Annotated in this window: 15 protein-coding genes; 9 read left to right on the forward strand and 6 right to left on the reverse strand. The window is 61.8% G+C overall.

Annotation, left to right across the window (positions count from 1 at the left end; genetic code table 11):
- Positions 1-202: 202 nt before the first annotated feature.
- Positions 203-1,108: a LysR family transcriptional regulator gene (locus ACMGF8_RS13015; protein WP_207816239.1), complete on the forward strand. Its 906-nt coding sequence runs from the start codon at positions 203-205 to the stop codon at positions 1,106-1,108.
- 85 nt (positions 1,109-1,193) lie between these two features.
- Complete coding sequence (locus ACMGF8_RS13020; RefSeq protein ID WP_416759855.1) at positions 1,194-2,318, forward strand: GNAT family N-acetyltransferase; 1,125 nt, start codon at positions 1,194-1,196, stop codon at positions 2,316-2,318.
- Between the two features lie 16 nt (positions 2,319-2,334).
- Here the strand turns inward: ACMGF8_RS13020 and aqpZ are convergent, their stop codons facing one another.
- The 5 genes from aqpZ to ACMGF8_RS13045 all read right to left on the reverse strand — a co-directional run bounded on the left by aqpZ (position 2,335) and on the right by ACMGF8_RS13045 (position 7,495).
- Positions 2,335-3,033 carry an aquaporin Z gene (gene aqpZ / locus ACMGF8_RS13025; RefSeq protein ID WP_102861680.1) on the reverse strand — a complete coding sequence of 233 codons (699 nt, stop codon included), beginning with the start codon at positions 3,031-3,033 and terminating at the stop codon, positions 2,335-2,337.
- A gap of 213 nt (positions 3,034-3,246) precedes the next feature.
- A complete protein-coding gene (locus ACMGF8_RS13030) occupies positions 3,247-5,079 on the reverse strand; it encodes an ABC transporter ATP-binding protein (RefSeq protein WP_207167246.1) in 1,833 nt (610 codons plus the stop codon).
- Positions 5,080-5,170: 91 nt separating this feature from the next.
- Entirely contained in the window at positions 5,171-5,734 is a 564-nt protein-coding gene (locus ACMGF8_RS13035) for a peptidylprolyl isomerase (protein WP_102861682.1), read from the reverse strand.
- Between the two features lie 3 nt (positions 5,735-5,737).
- Positions 5,738-6,541 (reverse strand): alpha/beta fold hydrolase, encoded by an 804-nt coding sequence (locus tag ACMGF8_RS13040; RefSeq protein ID WP_102861683.1) that lies wholly within the window; start codon positions 6,539-6,541, stop codon positions 5,738-5,740.
- Positions 6,542-6,571: 30 nt separating this feature from the next.
- Complete coding sequence (locus ACMGF8_RS13045) at positions 6,572-7,495, reverse strand: LysR family transcriptional regulator (RefSeq protein ID WP_102878799.1); 924 nt, start codon at positions 7,493-7,495, stop codon at positions 6,572-6,574.
- A gap of 49 nt (positions 7,496-7,544) precedes the next feature.
- On the opposite strand from ACMGF8_RS13045, the gene ACMGF8_RS13050 reads away from it, so the two are divergent.
- From ACMGF8_RS13050 to ACMGF8_RS13060, 3 genes are all read left to right on the forward strand, one after another.
- Positions 7,545-7,859, forward strand: a complete 315-nt coding sequence (locus tag ACMGF8_RS13050) for a 3-phosphoglycerate kinase (protein ID WP_102861685.1) — start codon at positions 7,545-7,547, stop codon at positions 7,857-7,859.
- Between the two features lie 158 nt (positions 7,860-8,017).
- A complete protein-coding gene (locus ACMGF8_RS13055; RefSeq protein ID WP_416759859.1) occupies positions 8,018-8,617 on the forward strand; it encodes an FMN-dependent NADH-azoreductase in 600 nt (199 codons plus the stop codon).
- Between the two features lie 245 nt (positions 8,618-8,862).
- Positions 8,863-9,726, forward strand: a complete 864-nt coding sequence (locus ACMGF8_RS13060; protein ID WP_416759861.1) for a carboxylate/amino acid/amine transporter — start codon at positions 8,863-8,865, stop codon at positions 9,724-9,726.
- Between the two features lie 193 nt (positions 9,727-9,919).
- Here ACMGF8_RS13060 and ACMGF8_RS13065 read toward each other — a convergent pair whose 3' ends face one another.
- Positions 9,920-11,218, reverse strand: a complete 1,299-nt coding sequence (locus tag ACMGF8_RS13065; protein ID WP_115581831.1) for a mechanosensitive ion channel family protein — start codon at positions 11,216-11,218, stop codon at positions 9,920-9,922.
- 193 nt (positions 11,219-11,411) lie between these two features.
- Here ACMGF8_RS13065 and ACMGF8_RS13070 point away from each other — a divergent pair, with 193 nt between their 5' ends.
- The 4 genes from ACMGF8_RS13070 to ACMGF8_RS13085 all read left to right on the forward strand — a co-directional run bounded on the left by ACMGF8_RS13070 (position 11,412) and on the right by ACMGF8_RS13085 (position 24,205).
- Entirely contained in the window at positions 11,412-12,752 is a 1,341-nt protein-coding gene (locus ACMGF8_RS13070; protein WP_042941946.1) for a DEAD/DEAH box helicase, read from the forward strand.
- A gap of 420 nt (positions 12,753-13,172) precedes the next feature.
- Entirely contained in the window at positions 13,173-14,915 is a 1,743-nt protein-coding gene (locus ACMGF8_RS13075; protein ID WP_416759864.1) for a ShlB/FhaC/HecB family hemolysin secretion/activation protein, read from the forward strand.
- A 27-nt stretch (positions 14,916-14,942) separates the two neighbouring features.
- A complete protein-coding gene (locus tag ACMGF8_RS13080) occupies positions 14,943-23,690 on the forward strand; it encodes a DUF637 domain-containing protein (protein WP_416759866.1) in 8,748 nt (2,915 codons plus the stop codon).
- The gene (locus tag ACMGF8_RS13085) at positions 23,687-24,205 is read left to right on the forward strand and encodes a hypothetical protein (RefSeq protein WP_416759867.1); all 519 of its coding nucleotides are present in this window, start codon (positions 23,687-23,689) and stop codon (positions 24,203-24,205) included. Before ACMGF8_RS13080 ends, ACMGF8_RS13085 begins: the two co-directional genes overlap by 4 nt.
- Positions 24,206-24,459 lie beyond the last annotated feature (254 nt).

The raw sequence follows: 24,459 nt of genomic DNA on the forward strand, positions 1-24,459 counted from the left end.
TAAGCTCTGTACGAAAAGTGTTGAGACGAAGGTCAGGCAAGGCGAAAACGGTCGAGGAAGCGGAGTTTACGGGTTGTAAATGAGCATTCCGAGACCGTTTTCAACGCAGCATCACCGAGTATCAAGGCTTTTCGTACAGAGCTTAGGGAGGCTGGGCGGAGACTGTCGAGGTACCTATACTTGACGCATTGTTTAACAGGATTTGACAGTGAGCGAGACCTTTCACGGCCAACTGCACCGGGTGCAGACCTTTCTCGCGGTGGTGGACTTTGGCTCCTACACCCGCGCCGCGCAGTACCTGGGCATCAGCAAGGCCATGGCCAGCCTGCACATCAAGGCGCTGGAGCAGGCCCTGGCCAGTACCTTGCTGATCCGCACCACGCGGCATATCGCCCTGACGGAAAGCGGGCAGGACCTGTATGACGAATTCAAGGGGATTGTCGCCAATATCGATACCGCCTTTGACAACGTGCTGCACGGACGCAACCGGGTCAGCGGCAAGTTGCGCATCAGCTCCACGGCGGAGTATGCAGAGACCTTCGTGCTGCCGATCCTGCCGTTGTTCACCGCGCGCTACCCCGAGGTGCGCCTGAGTTATCACTTCAATTCGTCGTTGAATGACCTGGTGGCGGAAAAGCTCGATCTGGTGATTCGCCTCGGCCACCTGGCGGACTCGGGGTTCAAGGGGCGCAAGCTGGGGGACTACGGCATCGCCCTGGTGGCCAGCCCGGATCTGCTCCAGGGCCAGGAACTGGCGCAGGCCGAGGATCTCTGCCGCTTGCCGTGGATCGGCAACAGCAATCTGGCGGGGCCGCCTTGCTGGACTTTCAATCATCCGCGTCGGGGCGAGGTGGAGGTGCGGGTCAACCCCGGGCATGAGTCCAATTCGGCGACGGCGATTCGCGCCCTGGCCCTGGCCGGCCTGGGGCTGGCAGTGCTGCCCGAATGGCTGGTGCTCGACGACCTGGCCAACGGGCGCCTGGTGCGGGTGCTGCCGCCGTACAGCCTGGCGCCGCAGCCGGTGCATGTGCTGTTTCCCAACAGCGCCCACTTGCCGCGCAAATCCCGGGTGTTCATCGATTTTCTCGCCGAACACCTGGGGCATTGAGGGGGGGCAGGGTGCTGGCGGTTTCGGTGAGTCCGGGGATGGAGGATACTCGCCGGGTCGTTCGATCTGAATTCCGGGGACCCCCATGCCGCTGCAATCCTTGAACAGTCTGTCTGCCGTCGATCCTGTGCAATGGGATGGCCTGCTCAAGGATGGGCAACCCTTTGTCCGTCACGCCTTTCTCAGTGCCCTGGAAGACAGTGGCAGCCTGGGCCCGCGCTCCGGTTGGCAGGCCGAGCACCTGCTGCATGTAGAAGACGGCCGGCTGCTGGCGGCCCTGCCCAGCTATCGCAAATGGCACTCCTACGGTGAATACGTGTTCGATCATGGCTGGGCCGATGCCTGCGCACGGGCCGGGATCGACTACTACCCCAAGCTGCTGACCGCGGTGCCGTTCAGCCCGGTGAGCGGCGCCCGGGTGTTGGCGGCGACCCAGGCGGACGCCTTCGAGCTGCTGAAAAGCCTGCCCGGTTACCTGGAGATCGAAGGGCTTTCCAGCGCTCACATCAACTTCACTGATGACTTCAGCGATCAGGCCCTGGAACAGCAACCGGGCTGGTTGCAGCGCCTGGGCTGTCAGTTCCACTGGCAGAATCGCGGCTACCGGGACTTTCAGGATTTTCTCGACGCCCTGAGCTCGCGCAAGCGCAAGCAGATGCGCAAGGAGCGCGAACAGGTGGCGGGGCAGGGTTTTGATTTCCAGTGGTTCGAAGGCCATGAACTGGACGAGGCGCACTGGGACTTCGTCTACGCCTGCTACGCCAACACCTATGCGGTGCGGCGCCAGTCGCCCTACCTGACCCGGACCTTCTTCAGCCTGCTGGCCGAGCGCATGCCCGAGGCGATTCGCGTGGTCCTGGCCAAGCAGGGCAGGCGCCCGGTGGCCATGGCCTTCAGCCTGGTGGGGGGCGACAGTTTCTACGGCCGCTATTGGGGCTGCCTGGCGGAGTTTGACCGCCTGCATTTCGAGACCTGTTTCTATCAGGGCATGGATTACGCCATCGCCCAGGGGCTGCAGCGCTTCGACGCCGGGGCCCAGGGCGAGCACAAACTGATTCGGGGCTTCGAGCCGGTGATCACCCGCTCCTGGCACTACCTGCGTCACCCCGGGCTGAATGCCGCGGTGCAGGATTTTCTGCATCGGGAGCGGGTCGGGATTCGCGCTTATGCCGAGGAGGCGAGGGACGCCTTGCCCTATCGGCAGGCGTGATCCTCGCCGCCGTTGCTCAGCCGTCTTCCTTGCCCAGCCAGCGGTAGAGCACGGCGCCGATCACTGCGCCGAGGATCGGTGCCAGCCAGAACAGCCACAGTTGCTGCAGGGCCCAGCCGCCGACGATCAGCGCCGGGCCGGTGCTGCGGGCCGGGTTGACCGAGGTGTTGGTGACCGGGATCGAGATCAGGTGGATCAGGGTCAGGGCCAGGCCGATGGCGATGGGCGCCAGCCCCGCCGGGGCGCGTTTGTCAGTGGCGCCCAGAATGATCACCACGAACATCCCGGTCATCACCAGTTCACAGACAAACCCCGCAGCCATTGAATAGCCGCCGGGGGAGTGCTCGCCATAGCCGTTGGAGGCCAGCCCCGAGGCCAGCTCGAAGCCGGGCTTGCCGCTGGCAATGAAATACAGCAGCGCTGCGGCGATGGCCCCGCCGATGACCTGCGCCACGATATAGGCCGGCAGCTCCCTGGCCGGAAAGCGTCCGCCCACCACCAGGCCCACGGACACGGCGGGATTGAGGTGGCAGCCGGAAATATGGCCGATGGCGAAGGCCATGGTCAGCACCGTCAGGCCAAAGGCCAGGGCGACGCCCAGCAGACCGATGCCGACATTGGGAAACGCCGCCGCCAGCACGGCGCTGCCGCACCCGCCGAGAACCAGCCAGAAGGTCCCGAGCAATTCAGTCATGGAACGTTTGAACAAAGACATGAGTGATTCCTTGATAGGTCAACCTATCAACGCGATACAACTGTTATGCATCCCGCGGGTTAACTGCAGGTTCTGTCCCGTAACCTAGGCTCAGTACAGCAGGCTTTTGGCGCAATTCCAGCCCGCAAAAAAACGCCAGGGCCCCTGGAAACAGGGCCCTGGCGTCGCGAGGCACAACCTTCTGCACCTGATTGCTGTAGCCGCGGCCGCCGGTCAGTCGATGCCGACGAATCCTCCAGTCTGGTGCTGCCACAGGCGCGCGTACAAACCACCATGGGCCAGCAGTTCGGCGTGGGTGCCGGCTTCGGCAATGCGCCCCTGTTCCAGGACGATCAGGCGGTCCATGCGGGCGATGGTGGAGAGACGGTGGGCGATGGCGATCACGGTCTTGCCCTGCATCAGGGTCTCCAGGCTTTCCTGGATCGCCGCTTCCACTTCCGAGTCCAGGGCCGAGGTGGCTTCGTCCATGATCAGGATCGGCGCGTCCTTGAGCAGCACCCGGGCAATAGCGATGCGCTGGCGCTGGCCGCCGGACAGCTTGACCCCGCGTTCGCCAACGTGGGCATCGAAGCCGGTGCGGCCCTGGGCATCGGACAGTTGCGGGATGAACTCGTCGGCCCGGGCCTTGCGCACCGCTTCCCAGAGCTCCTCGTCGGTGGCATCGGGGCGGCCGTAAAGCAGGTTGTCACGGATCGAGCGGTGCAGCAGCGAGGTGTCCTGGGTGATCATGCCGATGCGCTCGCGCAGGCTTTCCTGGGTCACCTCGGCGATGTTCTGGTCGTCGATGAGGATCTGTCCGCCCTGCAGGTCGTAGAGGCGCAGCAGCAGGTTGACCAGGGTCGACTTGCCGGCCCCGGACGGGCCGATCAGGCCGATCTTCTCCCCGGGACGGATGTCCAGGTTGAGGTCGCTGATCACCTTGTTGGCCTTGCCGTAATGGAACTCCACATGCTCGAAGCGCACGCCGCCCTTGGCCACGGCCAGCTTGGGCGCCTGTTCGCGGTCGGTGAGTTGCAGCGGCTGGGCGATGGTCTTGAGGCCGTCCTCGACCATGCCGATGTTCTCGAAGATGCCGTTGATCACCCACATGATCCAGCCGGACATGTTGACGATGCGGATCACCAGACCGGTGGCCAGGGCGATGGCCCCGGCGCTGATCAGCGACTGGCTCCACAGCCACAGGGCCAGGCCCGTGGTGCTGACGATCAGCAGGCCGTTGAGGCTGGTGATGGTCACGTCCATGGCGGTGACCACGCGGCCGGCCAATTGGCTTTTCTCGGTCTGCTCGGCGATGGCTTCGCGGGCGTAGCTCTGTTCGAAATGGGTGTGGGCAAAGAGCTTGAGGGTGGTGATGTTGGTGTAGCCATCGACGATCCGCCCCATGAGTTTGGAGCGGGCGTCGGAGGCGTCCACCGAGCGCTTCTGGATGCGTGGCACGAAGTAGCGCATGGCACCGATGAAACCGGCGATCCACAGCAGCAGGGGGATCATCAGGCGCCAGTCGGCGTCGGCGAACAGCACCAGGGAACCTATGGCGTAGATGGTCACGTGCCACAGGGCGTCGATCACCTGCACCGAGGAGTCCTGCAGCGAATAGCCGGTCTGCATGATGCGCTGGGCGATACGCCCGGCGAAGTCGTTCTGGAAGAAGTTCAGGCTCTGGCGCAGCACGTAGCTGTGGTTCTGCCAGCGGATCAGGCTGGTCATGCCGGGGTTGATGGTCTGGTGCATCAACAGGTCGTGCAGGCCCACCATCAGCGGCCGGAACAGCAGGGCCACCACCGCCATCCAGGCCAGCTCCAGGCCGTGGTCGGTGAATACCTGGACGCTGGGCGTGCCCTGGGCCAGGTCGATGATGGTGCTCAGGTAGCTGAACAGCGACACCTCGATCAGGGCCACGAACAGGCCCACCACCAGCAGGGCGACGAAGCTGGGCCAGACTTGCTTGATGTAGTGGAAGTAGAACGGCAGGACCCGATTGGGCGGGGTGGCGCTGGGGGCGTCGCGGAAGATATCGATCAGTTGTTCAAAACGACGAAAGAGCATGGGGGTCTTGAAGCCCGGGGTACGGGCTCTCCTGTTCTGAAAGCGGACGGGGCGCCGGGTAGGGCGCCGCCGTCGGGACAGGCTGCGGAATTCAGTCGATGCGCTTGGCCGACTTGATCAGCACCGGGTCCACAGGCACGTTTTGCATGCCTTGCTTGGTGGTGGTCTGGGAATTGACGATCTGGTCCACCACGTCCATGCCGCTCACCACCTTGGCGAACACCGCGTAGCCGGCATCGCGGCCCGGGTCGAGGAAGGCGTTGTCGGCGACGTTGATGAAGAACTGGCTGGTGGCCGAGTTGGGGTTGGAGGTGCGGGCCATGGACAGGGTGCCGCGAACGTTATGCAGGCCGTTGGAGGCTTCGTTCTTGATCGGGTCGCGGGTGTCTTTCTGCACCATCTGCGCGGTGAAACCACCGCCTTGGGCCATGAACCCCGGGATCACCCGGTGGAAGATGGTGTTGTTGTAGAAGCCGCTGTCGACGTAGTCGAGGAAGTTCTTGCTGGAGATCGGTGCCTTGACCGGGTCCAGTTCGACTTCGATCTTGCCGAAGCTGGTGTCCAGCAGGACGTGAGGCGCCTTGGCCGGTTGGGCGGCCATCAGGTTGGCAGCGAACAGCACGGAGCCGGCGACGAGGGCGATTTTTTTCAGCATGGTTCAGTGATCCTGAGTGGTGGTGTCGACTGTAGTTATGAAGTCCAGCAGGGTGTGGTTGAAGCGCTGCGGCTGGTCCAGCGGCGTGGCGTGTCGGGAGTCCTCGATCACCACCAGCCGTGCATCCGGCAGCAGTTTGACATAAGCCTCTTTGACCGCCACCGGGGTGTAGTCGCGGTCGGCGCTGACGACCAGGGTTGGACAGGTGATCCGCCCCAGACGTTCCTGCACTCCCCAGCCGACGATGGCGTCGAAGCTGGCGAGATAAGCACGTTTGTCGTTTTTTGCCCAGCGCTCGGCCATCTTTTGCCGCAGCTCACCCTGCTCCGGCTTGGGAAACAGGCGTGGCCCCAGGGCCTTGCCGATGGCGGCCGGGCTCAACACCCGGGCCAGGCTCCAGCGCTTGAACCACTGCCAGTAGTCATTGGCGCTGCGTAGCTTGACCTCGGGGGCGCTGTTGACGATGCACAGGCTCTTGAGCAGTTGCGGCTGATCCACCGCCAGTTGGAAGCCGATCATGCCGCCCATGGACAGCCCGACGTAGTGCGCGGGGCCCAGGTTCAGGTGCTCGATCAGCGCCACGATGTCGGCGCTGAAGCCCGGGATGCTGTAGCGCTCCCGAGGTTTGTCGGAGCGTCCGTGACCGCGAATGTCCGGGATGATCAGCCGGTAGCGGGCCGCGAGCTCGGGGATCTGTTTTTCCCAGTCCAGGGCGCTGGAGCCCAGGCCGTGAACCAGCAGCAGGGGTTCGCCCCGGCCGTATTCCTCGTAGTGCAGGGTGCAACCTTCATGCTCGAAATACGCCATGGCAGAACTCCTGTTCTGGTAGGTGGGACGTCAGGCTTGCTCGGGGGCGGCAAAGGGCGCATCCAGGGGCGCGGTGTCGAAGGTGCGCAGCAGTTCCACGAGGATCTGCGTGGCCGGGCCCAGGGGTTTGTCCTTGTTGGAATAGAGGAAGAAGGTCGGATGGCGGCTGCCGCCCTGGTCCAGGGGCAGGACCTTGAGCAGGCCTTCGCGCAGCTCCCGTTCGATCAGGTGCCGGGGCAGCCAGGCAAACCCCAGGCCGCTGCTGACGAAGGTCGCGGCGGTGGCCAGGCTGCCCACGGTCCAGCGTTGTTCGGCGCCGAGCCAGCCCACATCCCGCGGCTGCTGGCGACCGGAGTCGCGGATCACCACTTGCAACTGGCTTTCCAGGTCCTGGAAATGCAGTTCCCGTTGCAGGCGGTGCAGGGCGTGTTCCGGATGGGCCACGGCGACGAACTCCACCGAACTCATCTCGGTGCCCAGGTAACCGGGAATGTTGAAGCCACTGATGGCCAGGTCGGCCACGCCTTCGAGCAGCACTTCCTCGACCCCGGACAGCACTTCTTCGCGCAAGCGTACGCGGCAGCCACGGCTTTGCGGCATGAAGGCGGTCAGGGCGCGCACCAGGCGCGCATTGGGGTAGGCGGCGTCCACCACCAGTCGAACTTCGGCTTCCCAGCCCTGTTCCATATGGTGGGCCAGGTCTTCCAGCTGGCTGGCCTGCTTGACCAGTTGCCGTGAGCGGCGCAGCAACACGCCGCCGGCTTCGGTGAGCACCGCCTTGCGGCCATCGATGCGCAGCAGCGGCACGCCGAGCTGGTCCTGCATGCGCGCCACGGTGTAGCTGACCGAGGACTGCGAGCGGTGCAGGGCTTCGGCGGCCTGGGCGAAGCCGCCGTGATCGACCACCGCCTGCAGGGTGCGCCATTGATCCAGGGTCACGCGGGGCGCTTTCATGAGGGACTCCTCTTGTCCTAAGCTGGCGCTCCTTATTGGAGACTGCCGAATGAGAAAATTCTGTTGTGTGTTGCTGGCGCTGTTGCCCCTCTGCGCCTGGGCCTATCCCATCGATGTCGAGAAGCAGTTGAACGGCCAGAGCATCGACTACACCACCTTCGATACCGATGAAGACATCGGCTCCATCCAGTTGAACAACTACGGCAAGAACGACGCCGTGTGTTCGGTGGTGTTTCGCAATGGCCCCGAGGCGCCCCGCACCCGCAAGGTGGAAGTGGCGGCCGGCAAGAGCAAGAACGTGACCGCCAAGTTCAATCGCAAGATCATCAAGCTGCGCCTGGACCTGAACTGCCAGGCCAAATGATGGACTCTGGGCCGGCCCGGCGTACTGCGTTAGGGCTGGCTCCGCTTATAAACGAATTTGTTGATTGGTTATAGCAGTTATTTGCGCTTTTTCATCGATATCACTCTGTTTAATCTGCGCTCCATCGACTTACGCATACCCCGATGGAGGCTTCAGCCATGTCCCGCGTCCTGATCATTGAAAGCAGTGCCCGCCAGCAGGATTCCGTATCCCGGCAATTGACCCAGACCTTTATCCAGCAATGGCAGGCCGCTCACCCCGGCGACTCGATCACGGTGCGTGACCTGGCCCGCAACCCGGTGCCGCATTTGGACGCCAACCTGTTGGGAGGCTGGATGAAACCTGCCGAGCAGCGCAGCGCCGCCGAGCAGGAGTCGCTGCAGCGCTCCAATGAGCTGACCGAGGAGCTGCTGGCCGCCGACGTGCTGGTGATGGCCGCGCCGATGTACAACTTCGCCATTCCCAGCACCCTGAAAGCCTGGCTCGACCATGTGCTGCGTGCCGGGGTGACCTTCAAGTACACCGACACCGGGCCCCAGGGCCTGCTGACCGGCAAGCGTGCCTACGTGCTCACTGCTCGGGGCGGCATCTACGCCGGCAGCAGCGCCGATCACCAGGAACCCTACCTGCGTCAGGTCATGGGCTTTATCGGTATCCACGACGTCGAGTTCATCCACGCCGAAGGTCTGAACCTGGGCGGCGACTTCCACGAAAAGGGCTTGAACCAGGCCAACGCCAAGCTGGCCCAGGTGGTCTGAGCCGCGTCGGGCGAAGCGGCGCTGCAAGATGGGCGCCGTTAATCCGCAGATAATCCGCCGGTGTTCAAGTAGCGCCTGCGGATCCCCTTCAAGCCGGTTCGCGCATCGAACCTCCCTTTGCACTGGTTGCTTCTTCAGTGCCGACGCCCGATTGCACGCCTAGCGAGATCGGGCTTTTTTTTGCCCGGGATTTCATCTGTACCGGCAAAACCGCTATCGTCGCCGCCATTCAAGATGAGGCGAACATGGGCTATCTACTTTTTGTCACTCTGATCCAGGCGTTTTCCTTCAGCCTGATCGGCGAATACCTGGCCGGGCATGTCGACAGTTACTTTGCGGTGCTGGTGCGGGTGCTGCTGGCGGGGCTGGTGTTTCTCCCGCTGACCCGCTGGCGCCGGGTGGAACCGGCCTTCATGCGCGGCATGCTGCTGATCGGGGCCCTGCAGTTCGGCATCACCTACGTGTGCCTGTACCTGAGCTTTCGGGTGCTGACGGTGCCGGAGGTGCTGCTGTTCACCATCCTCACGCCTTTGCACGTGACCCTGATCGAAGACGCCCTGAACCGGCGCTTCAACCCCTGGGGGCTGCTGGCGGCGCTGGTGGCGGTGGCGGGCGCGGTGGTGATCCGCTACGACAGCGTCAACCCGGACTTCTTCATCGGCTTCTTGCTGCTGCAACTGGCCAACTTCACCTATGCCGCCGGGCAAGTGCTGTACAAGCACCTGGTGGCGCGCTACCCCAGCGACCTGCCGCATTACCGGCGCTTCGGCTACTTCTACCTGGGGGCGTTGCTGGTGGTACTGCCGGCGTTCCTGCTGTTCGGCAAGGCCCATTACCTGCCTGATGCGCCGCTGCAATGGGCGGTGCTGCTGTTTCTCGGCCTGGTGTCCACGGCATTGGGGATGTACTGGTGGAACAAGGGCGCGTGCCTGGTGACCGGCGCCACCCTGGCGGTGATGAACAACTTGCATGTGCCGGTGGGGCTTCTGGTCAATCTGCTGATCTGGAACCAGCATGAAGACCTGGGGCGCTTGTTGCTGGGCGGGTTGGTGATCCTTGGGGCGGTGTGGATCAGCCGCCGCGGCTTTACGGTGCTGGCGACTCGCTGAGGCAGCGATCCAGGGGCTGGATGCTGGCGGCGCTGCCGGGCTGGTTGTAGCCGCTGCCGTAGGCTGCGATTGAGGCCGCAGGACTCGCAAGGCGGCCGCCGCGTATGACCAGGCGAACCGCCAACACAGGTTTTACGGCCCCTGCGGGGCCGATCGTCCGAACGCGGCCCGAATCTTCGGCAGCGGCTACAGGTTAAAGCGCGTGCTTTTCTGGTTGTGGAACATGGCTGGCGCCCGCTATCGCCGGCAGCAAACCGGCCCGCAGATCGGTGCCGCTGGGCTGCTGGTAGAGGTTCAGGCCAAATTCCGGCATTACCGCCAGCAAGTAATCGAAGATATCCCCCTGGATGCGCTCGTAATCCACCCAGGCCGTGGTGCGGGTGAAGCAGTAGATCTCCAGCGGAATGCCCTGGGCCGTGGTCTGCATCTGGCGCACCATGCAGGTCATGTTCGGCTGGATCTCCGGGTGGCTCTTGAGGTACGCCAGGGCATAGGCGCGGAAGGTGCCGATATTGGTCATGCGCCGGCGGTTGGCCGATAGCGCGGCGACGTTGCCCTGGGCTTCGTTCCAACTCTTGAGCTCGGCCTGCTTGCGCCCGATGTAGTCGGTAAGCAGGCGCACCTTGCTCAGTCGCTGTTCTTCGTCGTCATGCAGAAAGCGCACGCCGCTGGCATCGATGTACAGGCTGCGCTTGATCCGCCGGCCGCCGGACTGCTGCATGCCGCGCCAGTTCTTGAACGACTCGCTCATCAGGCGCCAGGTGGGGATGGAGACGATGGTCTTGTCGAAGTTCTGCACCTTGACCGTGTGCAGGGTGATGTCCACCACGTCGCCGTCGGCACCCACCTGGGGCATCTCGATCCAGTCGCCGACCCGCAACATGTCGTTGCTGGTCAACTGCACGCTGGCGACGAAGGACAACAGGGTGTCCTTGTAGACCAACAGGATCACCGCCGACATGGCGCCCAGACCGGATAGCAGCAACAGCGGCGAGCGGTCGATCAGGGTGGCGACGATGATGATCGCGCCAAACACATACAGCACCATCTTCGCCAGTTGCACGTAGCCCTTGATCGAGCGGGTGCGGGCGTGTTCGGTGCGCGCGTAGATGTCCAGCAGGGCATTGAGCAGGGCGCTCAGGGCCAGGAGCTGGAACAGGATGGTGAAGGCCATGGCCAGGTTGCCGAGGAACAGCAGGCTGGTCTTGCTCAGCTCCGGCACCAGGTGCAGGCCGAACTGGATCACCAGGGACGGGGTCATTTGCGCCAGGCGGTGGAACACCTTGTTGTGGCGCAGGTCATTGAGCCAGTGCAGGGACGGCTGGCGGCCCAGCAGCCTGACGGCGTGCAGGACCAGGTAGCGGGCCACTCGTCCGAGCACCAGGGCGATCACCAGTAACAGGGCCAGGCCGATGCCGGCGTGCAGGAGAGGGTGTTGATCGAGGGCTCCCCAGAGGTCCTGGGTATTGAGCCAGAGCTGTTTGAAATCCATGGGTTAAAACGATTCTTCTATGAGGCACAAGGGCAGGATTAGAGCATTTAACCCTGACAAAGTTACGGTTAAGGACAAATCGGCTAACAAAAAACCAACTCTTTGCCACCGTTTGCACAAAGAAACTCGGCCTGCGCGCTCGAAACCGTTACCCTATGCAGCTGTTTTTTTGCATATCTTCGAGGTAGCACCCGTGTTTTCCCAATTCGCCCTGCACGAACGCCTGCTCAAAGCCGTGGCCGAGCTTAAATTTGTCGAGCCGACGCCGGTGCAAGCAGCGGCTATTCCGCTCGCGCTGCAAGGGCGTGACCTGCGGGTGACGGCACAGACCGGCAGCGGCAAGACCGCGGCCTTTGTCCTGCCAATCCTTAACCGTCTGATCGGCCCGGCGAAGATCCGCGTCAGCATCAAGACCCTGATCCTGTTGCCGACCCGGGAACTGGCCCAGCAGACCCTCAAGGAAGTCGAGCGTTTCTCCCAGTTCACCTTCATCAAGTCCGGCCTGATCACCGGCGGTGAAGACTTCAAGGTCCAGGCCGCCATGCTGCGCAAGGTGCCGGACATCCTCATCGGCACCCCCGGGCGCATGCTGGAGCAACTCAACGCCGGCAACCTGGACCTCAAAGAAGTCGAAGTGCTGGTGCTCGACGAAGCCGACCGCATGCTCGACATGGGCTTTGCCGAAGACGTGCAGCGCCTGGTGGACGAGTGCCCGAACCGCCAGCAGACCATGCTGTTCTCCGCCACCACCGGCGGTTCCGGCCTGCGGGAAATGGTTGCCAAGGTCCTCAACAACCCTGAGCACCTGCAACTCAACAGTGTCAGCCAGCTGAACGAAACCACCCGTCAGCAGATCATCACCGCCGACCATAACCAGCACAAAGAACAGATCGTCAACTGGCTGCTGGCCAACGAGACCTACCAGAAGGCCATCGTCTTCACCAACACCCGGGCCATGGCCGACCGCATCTACGGCCGTCTGGTGGCGCAGGATTACAAGGCGTTCGTCCTGCACGGCGAGAAGGACCAGAAGGACCGCAAGCTGGCCATCGATCGCTTGAAGCAGGGCGGGGTCAAGATCCTGGTGGCCACCGACGTCGCCGCCCGTGGCCTGGACGTGGACGGCCTGGACCTGGTGATCAACTTCGACATGCCGCGCAGCGGCGACGAATACGTGCACCGCATCGGTCGTACTGGCCGTGCTGGCAACGATGGCCTGGCCATCTCGCTGATCTGCCACGGCGACTGGAACCTGATGTCGAGCATCGAGCGCTATCTCAAGCAGAGCTTCGAGCGCCGCACCATCAAGGAAGTCAAAGGCACCTACAGCGGCCCGAAAAAGGTCAAGGCGTCCGGCAAGGCCGTTGGCGTGAAGAAGAAAAAGACCGACGCCAAGGGCGACAAGAAAAAGTCCGTGGCCAAGGCCCCAACCAAGCGCAAGACCGCCAACCGGCCGAAAAGCGACAGCCTGGTCAGCCAGGACGGCTTGGCGCCGCTCAAGCGCCGCAAGCCTCAGGCGCCGGCAGCCGAATAAGCCAGCGGCCAGCGGTAAACGAAAAACCCGGACCTGGTCCGGGTTTTTTTTGACTGGCTTTCAGAGCTACTCCGGGCCTCGATGGCTCAACTGGCCTTGGGTTTCCCGGCCCATTCCGGCATCCCGGGCAATCTGGGCAATCTGGGCCATGCCCCCGAGTTTTGGCTAAGTGGCCAAAGCTCGAAGAGACGCTTCTGGCGGATCAACAGCCCGCTGCCAAGAATCCTTTCCTGAAAATTCAGAAGTGTCTGATGTGTCGGTTATTGGGGTTAATCCAGTATCGGCACCCACTGCAAGGCCCGGATTCCGGGGAGTGTACGCAGTTTTTCGGGGCGTTCAGCGCTTATTTGACGCCAAGATGATGGCACATTAACATCGCTCGCCCTGTCTGACCCTTGCTGCCCTTTCGAAGGACCGAATATGTCTATCCCCACCCTCGGGATGAGGTTGTGCCGTGCCTTGTCCTGCCTGCTGCTGACAGTCCCGCTGTCCATGGCGATTGCCGCGCCCTTGCCCGCACCGACCTTCAACCCTGGTGACCAGGACCTGATCCGCGACCGGCAGAACCGCCTGCTGGAAGAACAGCAGCGGCGTCTCGAAGAACTCAAGGACTTGCCCGGCAAGAGCGCCGCGCCTGTAGCGCCCAGCGCACCCAGCGATAGCCGCTGCTTCCCGATTCAGGATATCCAGCTCAAAGGCGCCGATTCGCTGTCCGCCAGCGAACGCGAGAGCCTGCTCAAGCCCTATATCGGCCAGTGCCTGGGGGTGGCCCAGCTCAACGAGCTGCTCAAGGTCATTACCAACCGCTACATCGAGAAGGGCCTGGTCACCAGCCGCGCCTATCTGCCGCAACAGGACCTGTCCAGCGGCCACCTGCAGGTGCTGGTGGTAGAGGGCAAGCTCGAAGGGCTCAAGGCCGCCGAGGGCAGCAAGCTCACAGCCCGCGAACTGAACATGGCCTTTCCCGGCAGCAGCGGTGAGCTGCTCAACTTGCGGCAGATCGAACAGATGGTGGACCAGCTCAACCGCCTGCCGTCGAACCAGGCGCAGATGGAACTGGCCCCGGGGCAGGCCGTGGGCGGCAGTGAAGTGCTGGTCAAGAACAACCCGCAAAAGCCCTGGCGCGTCGGTCTGTCGCGCAGCAATGAGGGCCAGAAGAGCACTGGCGAGCAGCAGTGGGGCAGCTCTTTCGAATGGGACAGCCCTCTGGGCCTGGCCGACCAACTGGTGTTGCGCGGCGGCCACGACGCCGTCAGCGACCACCAGAAAACCTCGCGCAACGCCATGCTCTACTACAACCTGCCGTTTGGCTGGTGGAACCTCAGCTACAGCTACAGCCAGAGCGAATACCGCTCCCTGGCTCAGGCCGTGGGCTTCAACTTCAAGCAGACCGGCGACAGCCAGAACCATCAACTGCGCCTGGAGCGGGTGATCCACCGCGATGCCGTGAGCAAGACCTCGCTGAACAGCGGCCTGAGCTACCTGCGCACCAACAACTACATCGAAGACAGCAAGCTGAGTAACAGCAGCAACCGCCTCAGCGAAGCCCAGTTCGGCATCAACCACGGTCGGCGTATCGGCAGCGCCTTCCTCAACCTCGACCTGGGGCTGCAGGACGGTATTGGCGCCCTCGATGCCCAGCGCGAAAACCAGCGCGACCAATACGGCAATCGCCAGGCCAACGCCCGCTACCGCAAGTACACCGCCACCGCCAGCTACCTGCAGCCGTTCAAGCTGTGGGAAGAGTCCCTGGTGTTCAGCAGCCTGGTCACCGGCCAGCGCAGCGAGGATGTGCTGTTCAGCTCGCAACGCATGAGCCTGGGCAGCCAGTCCTCGATCCGTGGCTACAAGGACCAGAGCCTCAATGGCGACAGCGGCTACTACTGGCGCAACGACCTGCGCTGGAGTCGCCCGGTGGGCTGGGACTGGCTGCGCCCGGTGTTCGCCGAGTACGGCACGGGGCTGGGCTATGACCTCGGCGCGATCCGCAACGACCGCTACAACGCCGAGCAGCATGGCCGGGTCTCCAGCGACTCCATCGAGTTCTTTGCCCGCGGCAAGAACCTCGCCGCCAGCGTGACTTTTGCCCATTCCCTCGAACGGCCCGAAGCCCTGAGTGAACGCGAAGCGCCGATCTATTTCCGTTTGGACCTGTTCCTTTAATTCCGCTCTTTACCCGAGATACATGACATGGACGTTCGTCAGTTTGCCTTTCTGGCCCGCCAGCCTTCCGCCACCCTGCAAGCGCGGGATACGTTCTGGGGGCTGTCCAAGCGCGGACTGGCGTTCATCCTGGCCAACATGATGTTCTGGCAGCCCGTGGTGGCGATGGCCGACGGCATCGTGGTCAACGGCAGCGGCACCACACTGGGTCAGGCCGGCAATGGCGTGCCCATCGTCAACATCGCCGCCCCCAATGGCGGTGGCTTGTCCCATAACAAGTTCAGCGACTACAACGTCGGCCAGCAGGGCGTGATCCTCAACAACGCCATCAACCGCACCCAGGAAACCCAACTCGGCGGGATCATCCTCGGCAACCCCAACCTGGGTGGCCGCGCGGCCAATGTCATCCTCAACGAGGTCAACGGCGGCAGCCCCAGCCAGCTCAAGGGCTACACCGAAGTGGCCGGGCAATCGGCCCATGTCATCGTTGCCAACCCCTACGGCGTCAGCTGCAACGGCTGCGGCTTCATCAACACCCCGAAAGCCACCCTGACCACCGGCAAGCCGGTGATCGAGAACGGTCAGATCCAGCGTTACCAGGTGGACCAAGGCAGCGTCGCCATTGAAGGTGCGGGGCTCAACGCGAGCAATATCGACCAGTTCGAAATCATCACCCGCAGCGCCAAGATCAACGCCGAGATCCAGGCCAAGCACCTGGCGGTGATCGCCGGGGCCAACGATGTCGACGCCAAGACCTTGAACGCCACGGCGCGGACCGCCAACCCGGCGGATGCGCCGCAACTGGCCATCGACAGCAGTGCCCTGGGCGGCATGTATGCCGGGGCGATCAAGCTGGTGGGCACTGAAGCCGGGGTGGGGGTGAAACTCGACGGCAAACTGATCGCCAGTGGCGGTGATATCCAACTGGATGCCAACGGCCAGTTGCGCATGGCTGACGCCACCGCCGAAAAGGGCGCGGTGTCGATCAAGGCCGGCAGCCTCGATGCCCAGGGCGCGGTCTACGCCGGCACCGAGCTCAAGGTGCAAACCCAAGACGACCTGAACAACCACAGCACCCTGGCGGCGGCCAACAGCATCAATCTGGGCAGCGGCGGGCAACTGAACAACCACGGCATCATCGAAGCCGGGGTCAACCTCGACAACAGCCGCAACCCGAACGGCGATGTCACCCTGACGGCGCAAAACCTGAACAACAGCGGCAAGAGCGTGGTGGCCAGCCGTGATCTGACGGTCACGACCAAGCAGACCCTGAACAACCAGGGCGGCACCCTGAGTGGGCAGCGCCAGGTAACGGTCAGCGCCGCAACTCTGGATAACAGCCATCAGGGCAAGCTGCTGAGCGCCGAGCGCCTGCAACTCGATGCCGATCAGGTGCGCAACGGCCAGGGCGGCCTGATCAAGAGCCAGCAGTCCCTCAACGCCACCCTGGGCCACCTGGGCAACAGCGGTGGCGAGCTGTCGAGCCAGGGCAGCAGCACCCTGGTGCTGGCCAGCATGGACAACCTCACCGGCGTGGTGCTGGCGCAACAGACCCTGGAGATGACCGGTACTGCGGAACTGGACAACCAGGGCGGGCTGCTGTCGGGCTGGCAGGGCCTGACCCTCAAGGGCACCGGCCTGAACAACAGCAACAAAGGCACCGTTTCCAGCCTCAAGGGCGGTGTCGACATCACCCTCAGCGACGCCTTGAACAACAGCCAGGGCGGCGCCCTGGTCAGCCAGCAGGCCCTGGACGTCAAGGCCGCGAGCCTCGACAACAGCCTCAAGGGCGTGATCTCCAGCGCGGGTGCACAGAGCCTCAAACTCAGCGAGCGGCTGGACAACAGCCAGGGCGGTTCCATCGACAGCGCCGCCACCCTGACCCTGCAGGCCATGGCCCTGGGCAACCAGGGCGGCACAGTCAACGCCACCAGCGACCTGGAATTCATCGGCAGTGACCTGGACAACAGCCACGGCACCTTCACCGGCAAGCAGGGTGTCACCCTCGATCTGCTGGGACACTTGATCAACAACCAGGGCACGCTGTCTGCCGCCGGCCCTTTGCTGCTCAAGCGCAGCACTAAGGTTGAGAACCAGGGCGGCGAACTCTCCAGCCAGCAGTGGCTGCGGCTGTTCACCGAACACTTGGACAACCGTCAGAAAGGCCGTGTCGCGGCCAATGACTCGGTGTTGATCAGCGCCAGTGGCGAAGTGCAGAACAGTGATGGCGGCGAGATCCTCAGCCGCGAAGCCGACCTGCAACTCAATGCCGATCACTTGGATAACGCCAAGGGCCTGCTGCAGGCCAAGACCACCCTGGGCCTTGAGGTTGCCGCCGCTACCGGCAACCAGGGCGGGCAGATCATTGCCCAGCAGGGCGACCTGACGCTCAAGGCGGGCCACCTCGACAACAGGGCCGGCAAGGTGTCCGCCCTCAACGGCGGCGCCACCCTGGAAACCGCTGCCGATGGCCGCCTCGACAACCGCGACGGCGCGCTCTTCGCCCAGCAGGGCCTGCATATCAGCGCCAAGGACCTGGACAACAGCGCCGGCCAGATCAGCGCCCGGCAGATTGAGCTGGAGCTGGCTGGCGCCCTGGACAACCGCCAGGGCCTGATCGAAAGCCGCAGCACCCTGGCCACTGCTGCCGCCAGCCTGGACAACCAGCGCGGGCAACTGCGGTCCCTGGGCCTGGTGAGCAAAACCCGCTTCGATATCGGCGGCACCTTCGACAACCGCGACGGCCTCCTGGAAACCGCCAACCACGACCTGGACTTCGACGCCGGCGGCTTCAACAACCGCGGCGGCAGCCTGCTGCACAGCGGCAGCGGCGTGTTCGGCATCTCCATGGCCAACCTCGAAGACGTCGGCGGTCGCCTGAAGACCGCCGGCCAACTGACCCTGGAGGCCGAGCGCTGGACCAACAGCAGTGCAATCCAGGCCGACCAGTTGCTGGTCAAGGTCGACCACCTGACCCAGACCGCCGATGGCCAGCTCCTGGCGGGCAACGGCCTGACCGGCAGCGGCAGCCACTGGAGCAATGACGGCCTGATCGGCAGCGACGCCGCGCTCAACCTCGACCTGAGCGGTAACTACAGCGGCAAGGGCCGCCTGAGCAGCCTCGGGCAACTGGACCTGCACGCCGCCCAACTGGATCTGGCGGACAGCGCCAGCATCGCCGGCGGCGCCAACAGCACCCTGAAGATCGATGGCGCGTTGAACAGCGCCGGGCGCATCACCGCTAAGCAGAACCTGCACTTCACGGCCGCCAGCATCAACAACCACGGCACCCTGGGCAGCGGCGAAGACCTGAACCTCACGGCCGCCACCCTGGTCAACGACCACGGCCTGATCTCCAGCGGCGGCAATATGCAGCTGCTGACCACCAGCTTCACCAACCGCTACGCCCAGGTGTACAGCCTGGGCACCGCGCTGATCGCCAAGGACGACCAGCAAACCCGCGCCGACCTGCTGGACAACCGTTCCGGGGATATCGAAAGCCTCGGCAAGCTGAGCATCGCCGCCAGCACCGTCAACAACGTCATGGACGTGCTGGAGTACACCGAGCACGAAAAGAGCGCGGCCAGTATCACTCGCTTGCCGTGTGAGTGGATTGGTTGCGACGACCGCGGAGGCGGCCGCATCAACGGCTTCTGGGAAGTGGCCGAAACCGATCGCCTGCGAGTGACCAACAGCAGCGCCGCCGCCAGCCTCAACAGCGGCGCCGACTTGCAGATCGACACCCAGGTATTGACCAACACCAGCAGCCTGATCACCGCGGCCGGCGACATCAACGTCAAGGCCGAGACCGTCCACAACCAGGGCCTGCAACCCCAGGAAATCACCACCCTGCGGCGGTATCAGAGCTTCGTCAACGAGACTGGTAACGCCGCTGCCCATGCCGCCGCGTTCAACGCCCGCAACAACCCGACTCCGTCTGCCAGCTTTGCTTCCGACCTCAGCGCCTTTATCGCCTGGACCGGGGTATTGCGGTCTTCCAGCAGCAAAGTGGTGGATGGCGACCAATCCTTCGCCGCCACCATCCAGGCCGGTGGCAAGGTCAACCTCAAGGCTGACAAAACCCTCGACAACAGCGTGATCCGCTCCTTCTACGAGTACGTCGGCGCCGGCAAGACCCTGACCGACACCGGCGTTGGCAACGGCTACTCGACGCCGATCCGGATCAACCCGCAACTGCCCCCGGAACTGGCCCAGCAACAGGTCAACCCCCTGGTACTGCCGGGCTTCACCCTGCCCACCAGCGGCAACGGCCTGTTCCGCCTCAGCGGCCAGGGCAGCACCTTGGCCCAGGCCCCGACGCCTGCGCAGATCGCCGGCCTGCCGGACGCCGCGAGCCTGTCCCGGCCGCACAAGTACCTGATCGAAACCAACCCGGCGCTGACCAACCTCAAGCAGTTCATGAGCTCGGACTACCTGCTGTCCCACCTCGGCTACAACCCGGACGAAAGCGCCAAACGCCTGGGGGACGGTTTCTACGAACAGAAACTCATCCAGCAAGCCATGGTGGCCCGCACCGGCCAGCGCTTTATCGACGGCCAGGACAGCAACGAAAAGCTCTTCAAGCACCTGATGGACAACGCCATCCAGAGCAAGCAACAGCTTGACCTGTCGGTGGGCGTGACCCTGACCTCCGAACAAATCGCCGCCCTGACCCACGACATCGTCTGGCTGGAAAGCCATGAAGTGAACGGCGAACAAGTGCTGGTGCCAGTGCTGTACCTGGCCCAGGCCAACAACCGCCTGGCGCCCAACGGCTCCCTGATCGCCGGCAAGGACGTGAGCCTGATTGCCGGCAAGGACTTGAACAACGTCGGCACCCTGCGCGCGGCCAATGATCTGTCGGCGGTGGCGGGGGAGAACCTGGTCAATAGTGGGTTGGTGGAGGCGGGCGACCGCCAGGATCTGCTGGCGGGCAACCATCTGGTCAACCGTGCTGGCGGCATCATCGCCGGGCGCGACGTGAGCCTGACCACCACTCAGGGCGATGTGATCAACGACCGCACCCTGACCACCCACCAGAGCAGCAGCGAAGACTACGTCCGCGAGCAGCGTCGCGACTTCCTCGACAGCGCCGCCCGTATCGAAGCCGGCAACAGCCTGAGCATCGATGCCGAACGGGACTTCGATAGCAACGGCAGCGCCCTGCACAGCGGTGGCGACACCCGCATCAAGGCCGGTCGCAACGTCAGCCTCAACGCCGTCGAACAAGTGGTCAGCAACGACCGCGGCATCGGCAACCTCGACCAGAGCAAAACCCAGCACGGCGCCACCCTGGAGAGCGGAGGCGACCTGAGCATTGAGGCCGGAGGCAACGTCACCGCCGTCGCCAGCCAGATCGACGCCAAGGGCGACGTCTCGATAACGGCCAAGGACCACCTGACCCTGGCCTCGGCCGCCAATGAACAACACTGGGCCAGCAAGACCGGCACCACCAAGAGCGAAGAGGATAGCGTCCACCAACAAGCCACCACGGTGACGGCGGGCGGGGATGTGACGCTCAAGGCTGGCCAGGACATGACCCTGATTTCCAGCAAGGTCAAGGCTGGGGATGAAGCTTATCTGGTGGCCGGTGGTCAGTTGAACCTGCTGGCGGAGCAGGACAGTGAGTACTCGCTGTATGACATGAAGAAGAAGGGGGGCTGGGGTAGCAAGGAAACCAAGCGCGATGAAGTCACCCGGGTTACCCATGTTGGCAGTGAGATCAGCGCTGGTGGCAACCTGACGCTCAAGAGCGATGGTGACCAGAGGTATCAGGTCGCCAAGCTGGAGAGCGGCAAGGACCTGACCCTGGAGAGTGGTGGCGCTATCACCTTTGAAGGGGTGAAGGATCTTCTTCAAGAAAGCCACGAACAAAGTAAGGGGGATCTGGCTTGGACCAGCTCCAAGGGCAAGGGCAACACGGATGAAACCTTGCGTCAGAGCCAGTTGATGGCCAAAGGCGAGTTGATCATCAAGGCAGCTGATGGCCTGAAGATCGACATCAAGCAAATCGACCAGAAATCCATCAGCCAAACCATCGACGCCATGGTGCAAGCCGATCCGCAACTGGCATGGCTCAAGGAGGCCGAGAAGCGCGGCGATGTGGATTGGCGCCGGGTCAAGGAGTTGCACGACAGCTGGGACTACAGTCACTCCGGGCTGGGGGTTGGAGCCCAGTTGGTCATCATGATTCTGGTGAGCTACCTCACGGCAGGTTTAGCCAGTGGTCTTGTCGCGACCGGGGCGGCTCAGGGCTCGGCAATGGCTGCTGCAACGACGACAACTGCTACGGTCGGAGGTGTGACGACCACCACCACCGTTGCAGCCGGTTGGGGCAACGTCATGGCCAGCAGCATTCTGAGCTCGATGGCCGGTAGCGCTGCAGTCAGTACCGTCAACAACAAAGGCAACCTGGGGGCGGTGTTCAAGGACATCACTTCCAAGGACGCGCTCAAAGGTTATGCCACAGGTGCGGTGACCGCAGGCTTCACCGCCGGAGTTCTGGATAACGCCTTCGGGGTCACTGGCGACAACGTCAACAAAGTGACCAAAGGCTTTGATCTGGGCAGCGTGAAGGATCTTGGCAAGTTCGGCGCCTACCTCGGCGCTCAGGGAGTTGTTCAGGCAGGGGCGCAAAGCGTCATTCAGGGCGGCAGTTTCAGTGAAAATCTCAGCAAATCCCTCACTGCACAAGGGCAGCACTTGCTGCAGGCCGGTGTTTTCAATTGGGTCGGGGACGTTTCGGATGAGTACGACTGGAAAGAAGGTAGCGTAGAAAAGACTGCCTTCCATGCGCTTGTTGGCGGTGCCCTCAGCAAGGCGACAGGGGGGGACTTCGCTACTGGTGCCGCAGCAGCGGGGGCCAGTGAAGCGCTTATTACCCGGCTTTCTGGAGTGATTGGTAACGACAAGAACCTTGAGCTGATGGTTTCTCAGCTCATAGGTATCAGTGCTGCAGCTGCGGTCAATGGTGATGTGGCTAAAGGCGCAGAGATTGCCAAGAACGCTACCGCTTACAACCGTCAACTGCACCCCGAAGAGCGTAAGCGTATTCAGCAACAGGCCAAGGTGTTGGCCGATGAACAAAAAATCAGCGTTGCCGAGGCAGAGCGACGTTTGGCTGAAGCCTTCGCTTTTTATACGGACAAGGCTTGGCAAACAAAGCTGAGCAGATCAGGCGTGGTGTTTGCGGACAGTACTCTGGCGCATCTGGGACAGGCCTTGGCACCGCTGGGGGCTTTCTATGACACACCGACCGAGGTTGTAGGGGATATTCCTGTCGCTCCTGGCCCGGGGAAAATCTATACGCCATCTGAAACCTTGGCGATGTTGAAAAACTATGAGTTTACCCATGCTGACTTCTTCAGCCCGATGGTTAATCTTGAGTACATCACTGATAAAGAGCAGCGGGATTACTATAAAAATAATCTCGATTACCGCCAGTTCGACATTCTTGCAGAGGGCTCAGGGGCTGCAAAGGGTATAGGCGGTGCCCTTAAGGGCAGTGCTGAGGATCTCTATGGCTTTGGCAAGGGGTTGTTAGTAGACACGGCTAACACTGCCAATGGGGTCACCCATGGCTTGATACGAGCTGCGAGTAACCCGCAAGAGGTAATTGCTGCCTTTAATAGCGCCAAGCAGGATGCAGAGAACTTGGCGTTTTTGTACGAATTACAGGGAAATCCTGGCGCCGCTCTTGAAGTCAGGATGAAGTGGGCGACTGAGTTTGCACTGAATTTTGCGGTTATCAACCGGGCTGGCAAACTTGGCAAGGTTGCCAACTCGTTGCGTGACCAAGAGTTGGCGACGCAAGGAGCTGCTGCTGGCGCTACAGGAAGTAAGTTGATCTCTCAGTCCGAGGCCAAGCTGGCAGGCTATAAACCCTGCTGTTTTGCCGCCGGCACTATGGTCGCGACTCCCAAAGGGGAGCGGGCTATTGAAACGCTCAAGATCGGTGATGTTGTTTGGAGCAAGCCTGAACAGGGTGGCGAACCCTTCGCTGCAGCTATCACCGCAACTCATGTTCGAACTGATCAGCCTATCTATCGCTTGGGTTTGAGAAAGGACGGTTTAGGTGGCGTTACAGCGTCGGAGACGCTGGAGGTGACTCCAGGGCATCCATTCTATGTTCCGGCACGCAAGGGTTTTGTCCCTCTTATTGAGCTCAAATCCGGTGATCGCCTACAGTCGTTGGGGGATGGGGCTGGTGAAGGCAGTTCGATTACGGTGGCGTCTGTCGAGCTGCTGCAACCTCAGGGGCGAACCTACAACCTGACGGTGGATATTGGCCATACGTTCTATGTTGGTAAGCTTGGTACGTGGGTGCATAACGTTGGGCCTTGCTATAGCTGTAATAATGGATCGTGTTCGATTCATGAAGCATTATCTGAGGTATCTAATGCGGCAAAAGCTGCGGCAAATGGCAGTGGGCCAGCTAAGGGCTTCTTAGAAGTCAGTGATGCATATTCATCCTCTAAAGCTGTACAAGGGTTGAGTAATTCAAAACCTATTGACTTTATTTACGATCCGGCTAGTCAACGATTCATCATGGGGCGGAACCAATTTGGGCATGATGGGATATTGGATGCTGGAAAAATCCCTTCATCTGACGCTATCGTCGGCGGCGGGATCTGGAAGGAAAATGGAGTTCTTCGAACCTATGAATGGAGCGGACATTACGGGATGAACTGGACTCCCGAGCTTCGTGAGCAGTTCAAGTCCTTTATGAGCAGCCATGGCGTGGATGTTACCCATACTCCCGGGATATCTAGATGATAGATGAACTGAAAAAAAAGTTATTGATGGAGCTCGGTAAGCTAGATGCTCCATGGATAAAAAAAAATGAGTACAACTCTGAAGGGGACGATTTGAGTTGGCTTCCTGTAGCAAAGTTGTGTGGGGGGCGTTTTCTTTTGGGGCTTACTTCCAAGGGCCTTTGGGCTAGATCGACAGAGTTTTTTGTTCAGACAGTCAGCGACGAAGCTGCGTGTGTATTTTTTTTGCCAGTATTAGAGGAGCTTCCAGAAGTGGTTCGTTGCGAGATGATCGATGGGCTTAAAGGTTATGGGCTTTCCGAGGGCTTCATAGACTTATTTCCATTTGAACAAATTGTTTTGGCAGGTCTTAGAAGTCAGAGTGAGTACTGGTCTGGCTTGGCATTGAAATGGGTTTTATTCGTTCCGAGATCTAATAGTTTGGATGCGGAGTTAGAGGTGTTGAGTAAAGCTGGAGAGACTCAACAAATACGTCACTCGGCCAGAAAAATAGCTAAGCAGCTAAAAACTTTGTGACATAGGTCCAAAAAAGGGGAAAACCTAAGGTGACGGTAAAGGGAGCTGTGAACGGTACTGTATTTGAGAATGTCAATCAAAGTTTGCGCTGCACTTCAGATGCCATTCCTATCTTGGAAAGTTCCTGATGAGTGCTCTGGATATTATGCTTTTCCCCGAAGAGTTTGCTGAACTGAATCGTCGCGTACGTTCCGCTACTAAGGAAATCCTGAAGAAGACTTCCCGTTTCTGGTGAAATACGCCGATCCCGTTGC

The sequence above is a fragment of the Pseudomonas sp. BNK-7 genome (genome assembly GCF_048072025.1).
GTDB lineage: Bacteria > Pseudomonadota > Gammaproteobacteria > Pseudomonadales > Pseudomonadaceae > Aquipseudomonas > Aquipseudomonas danubii.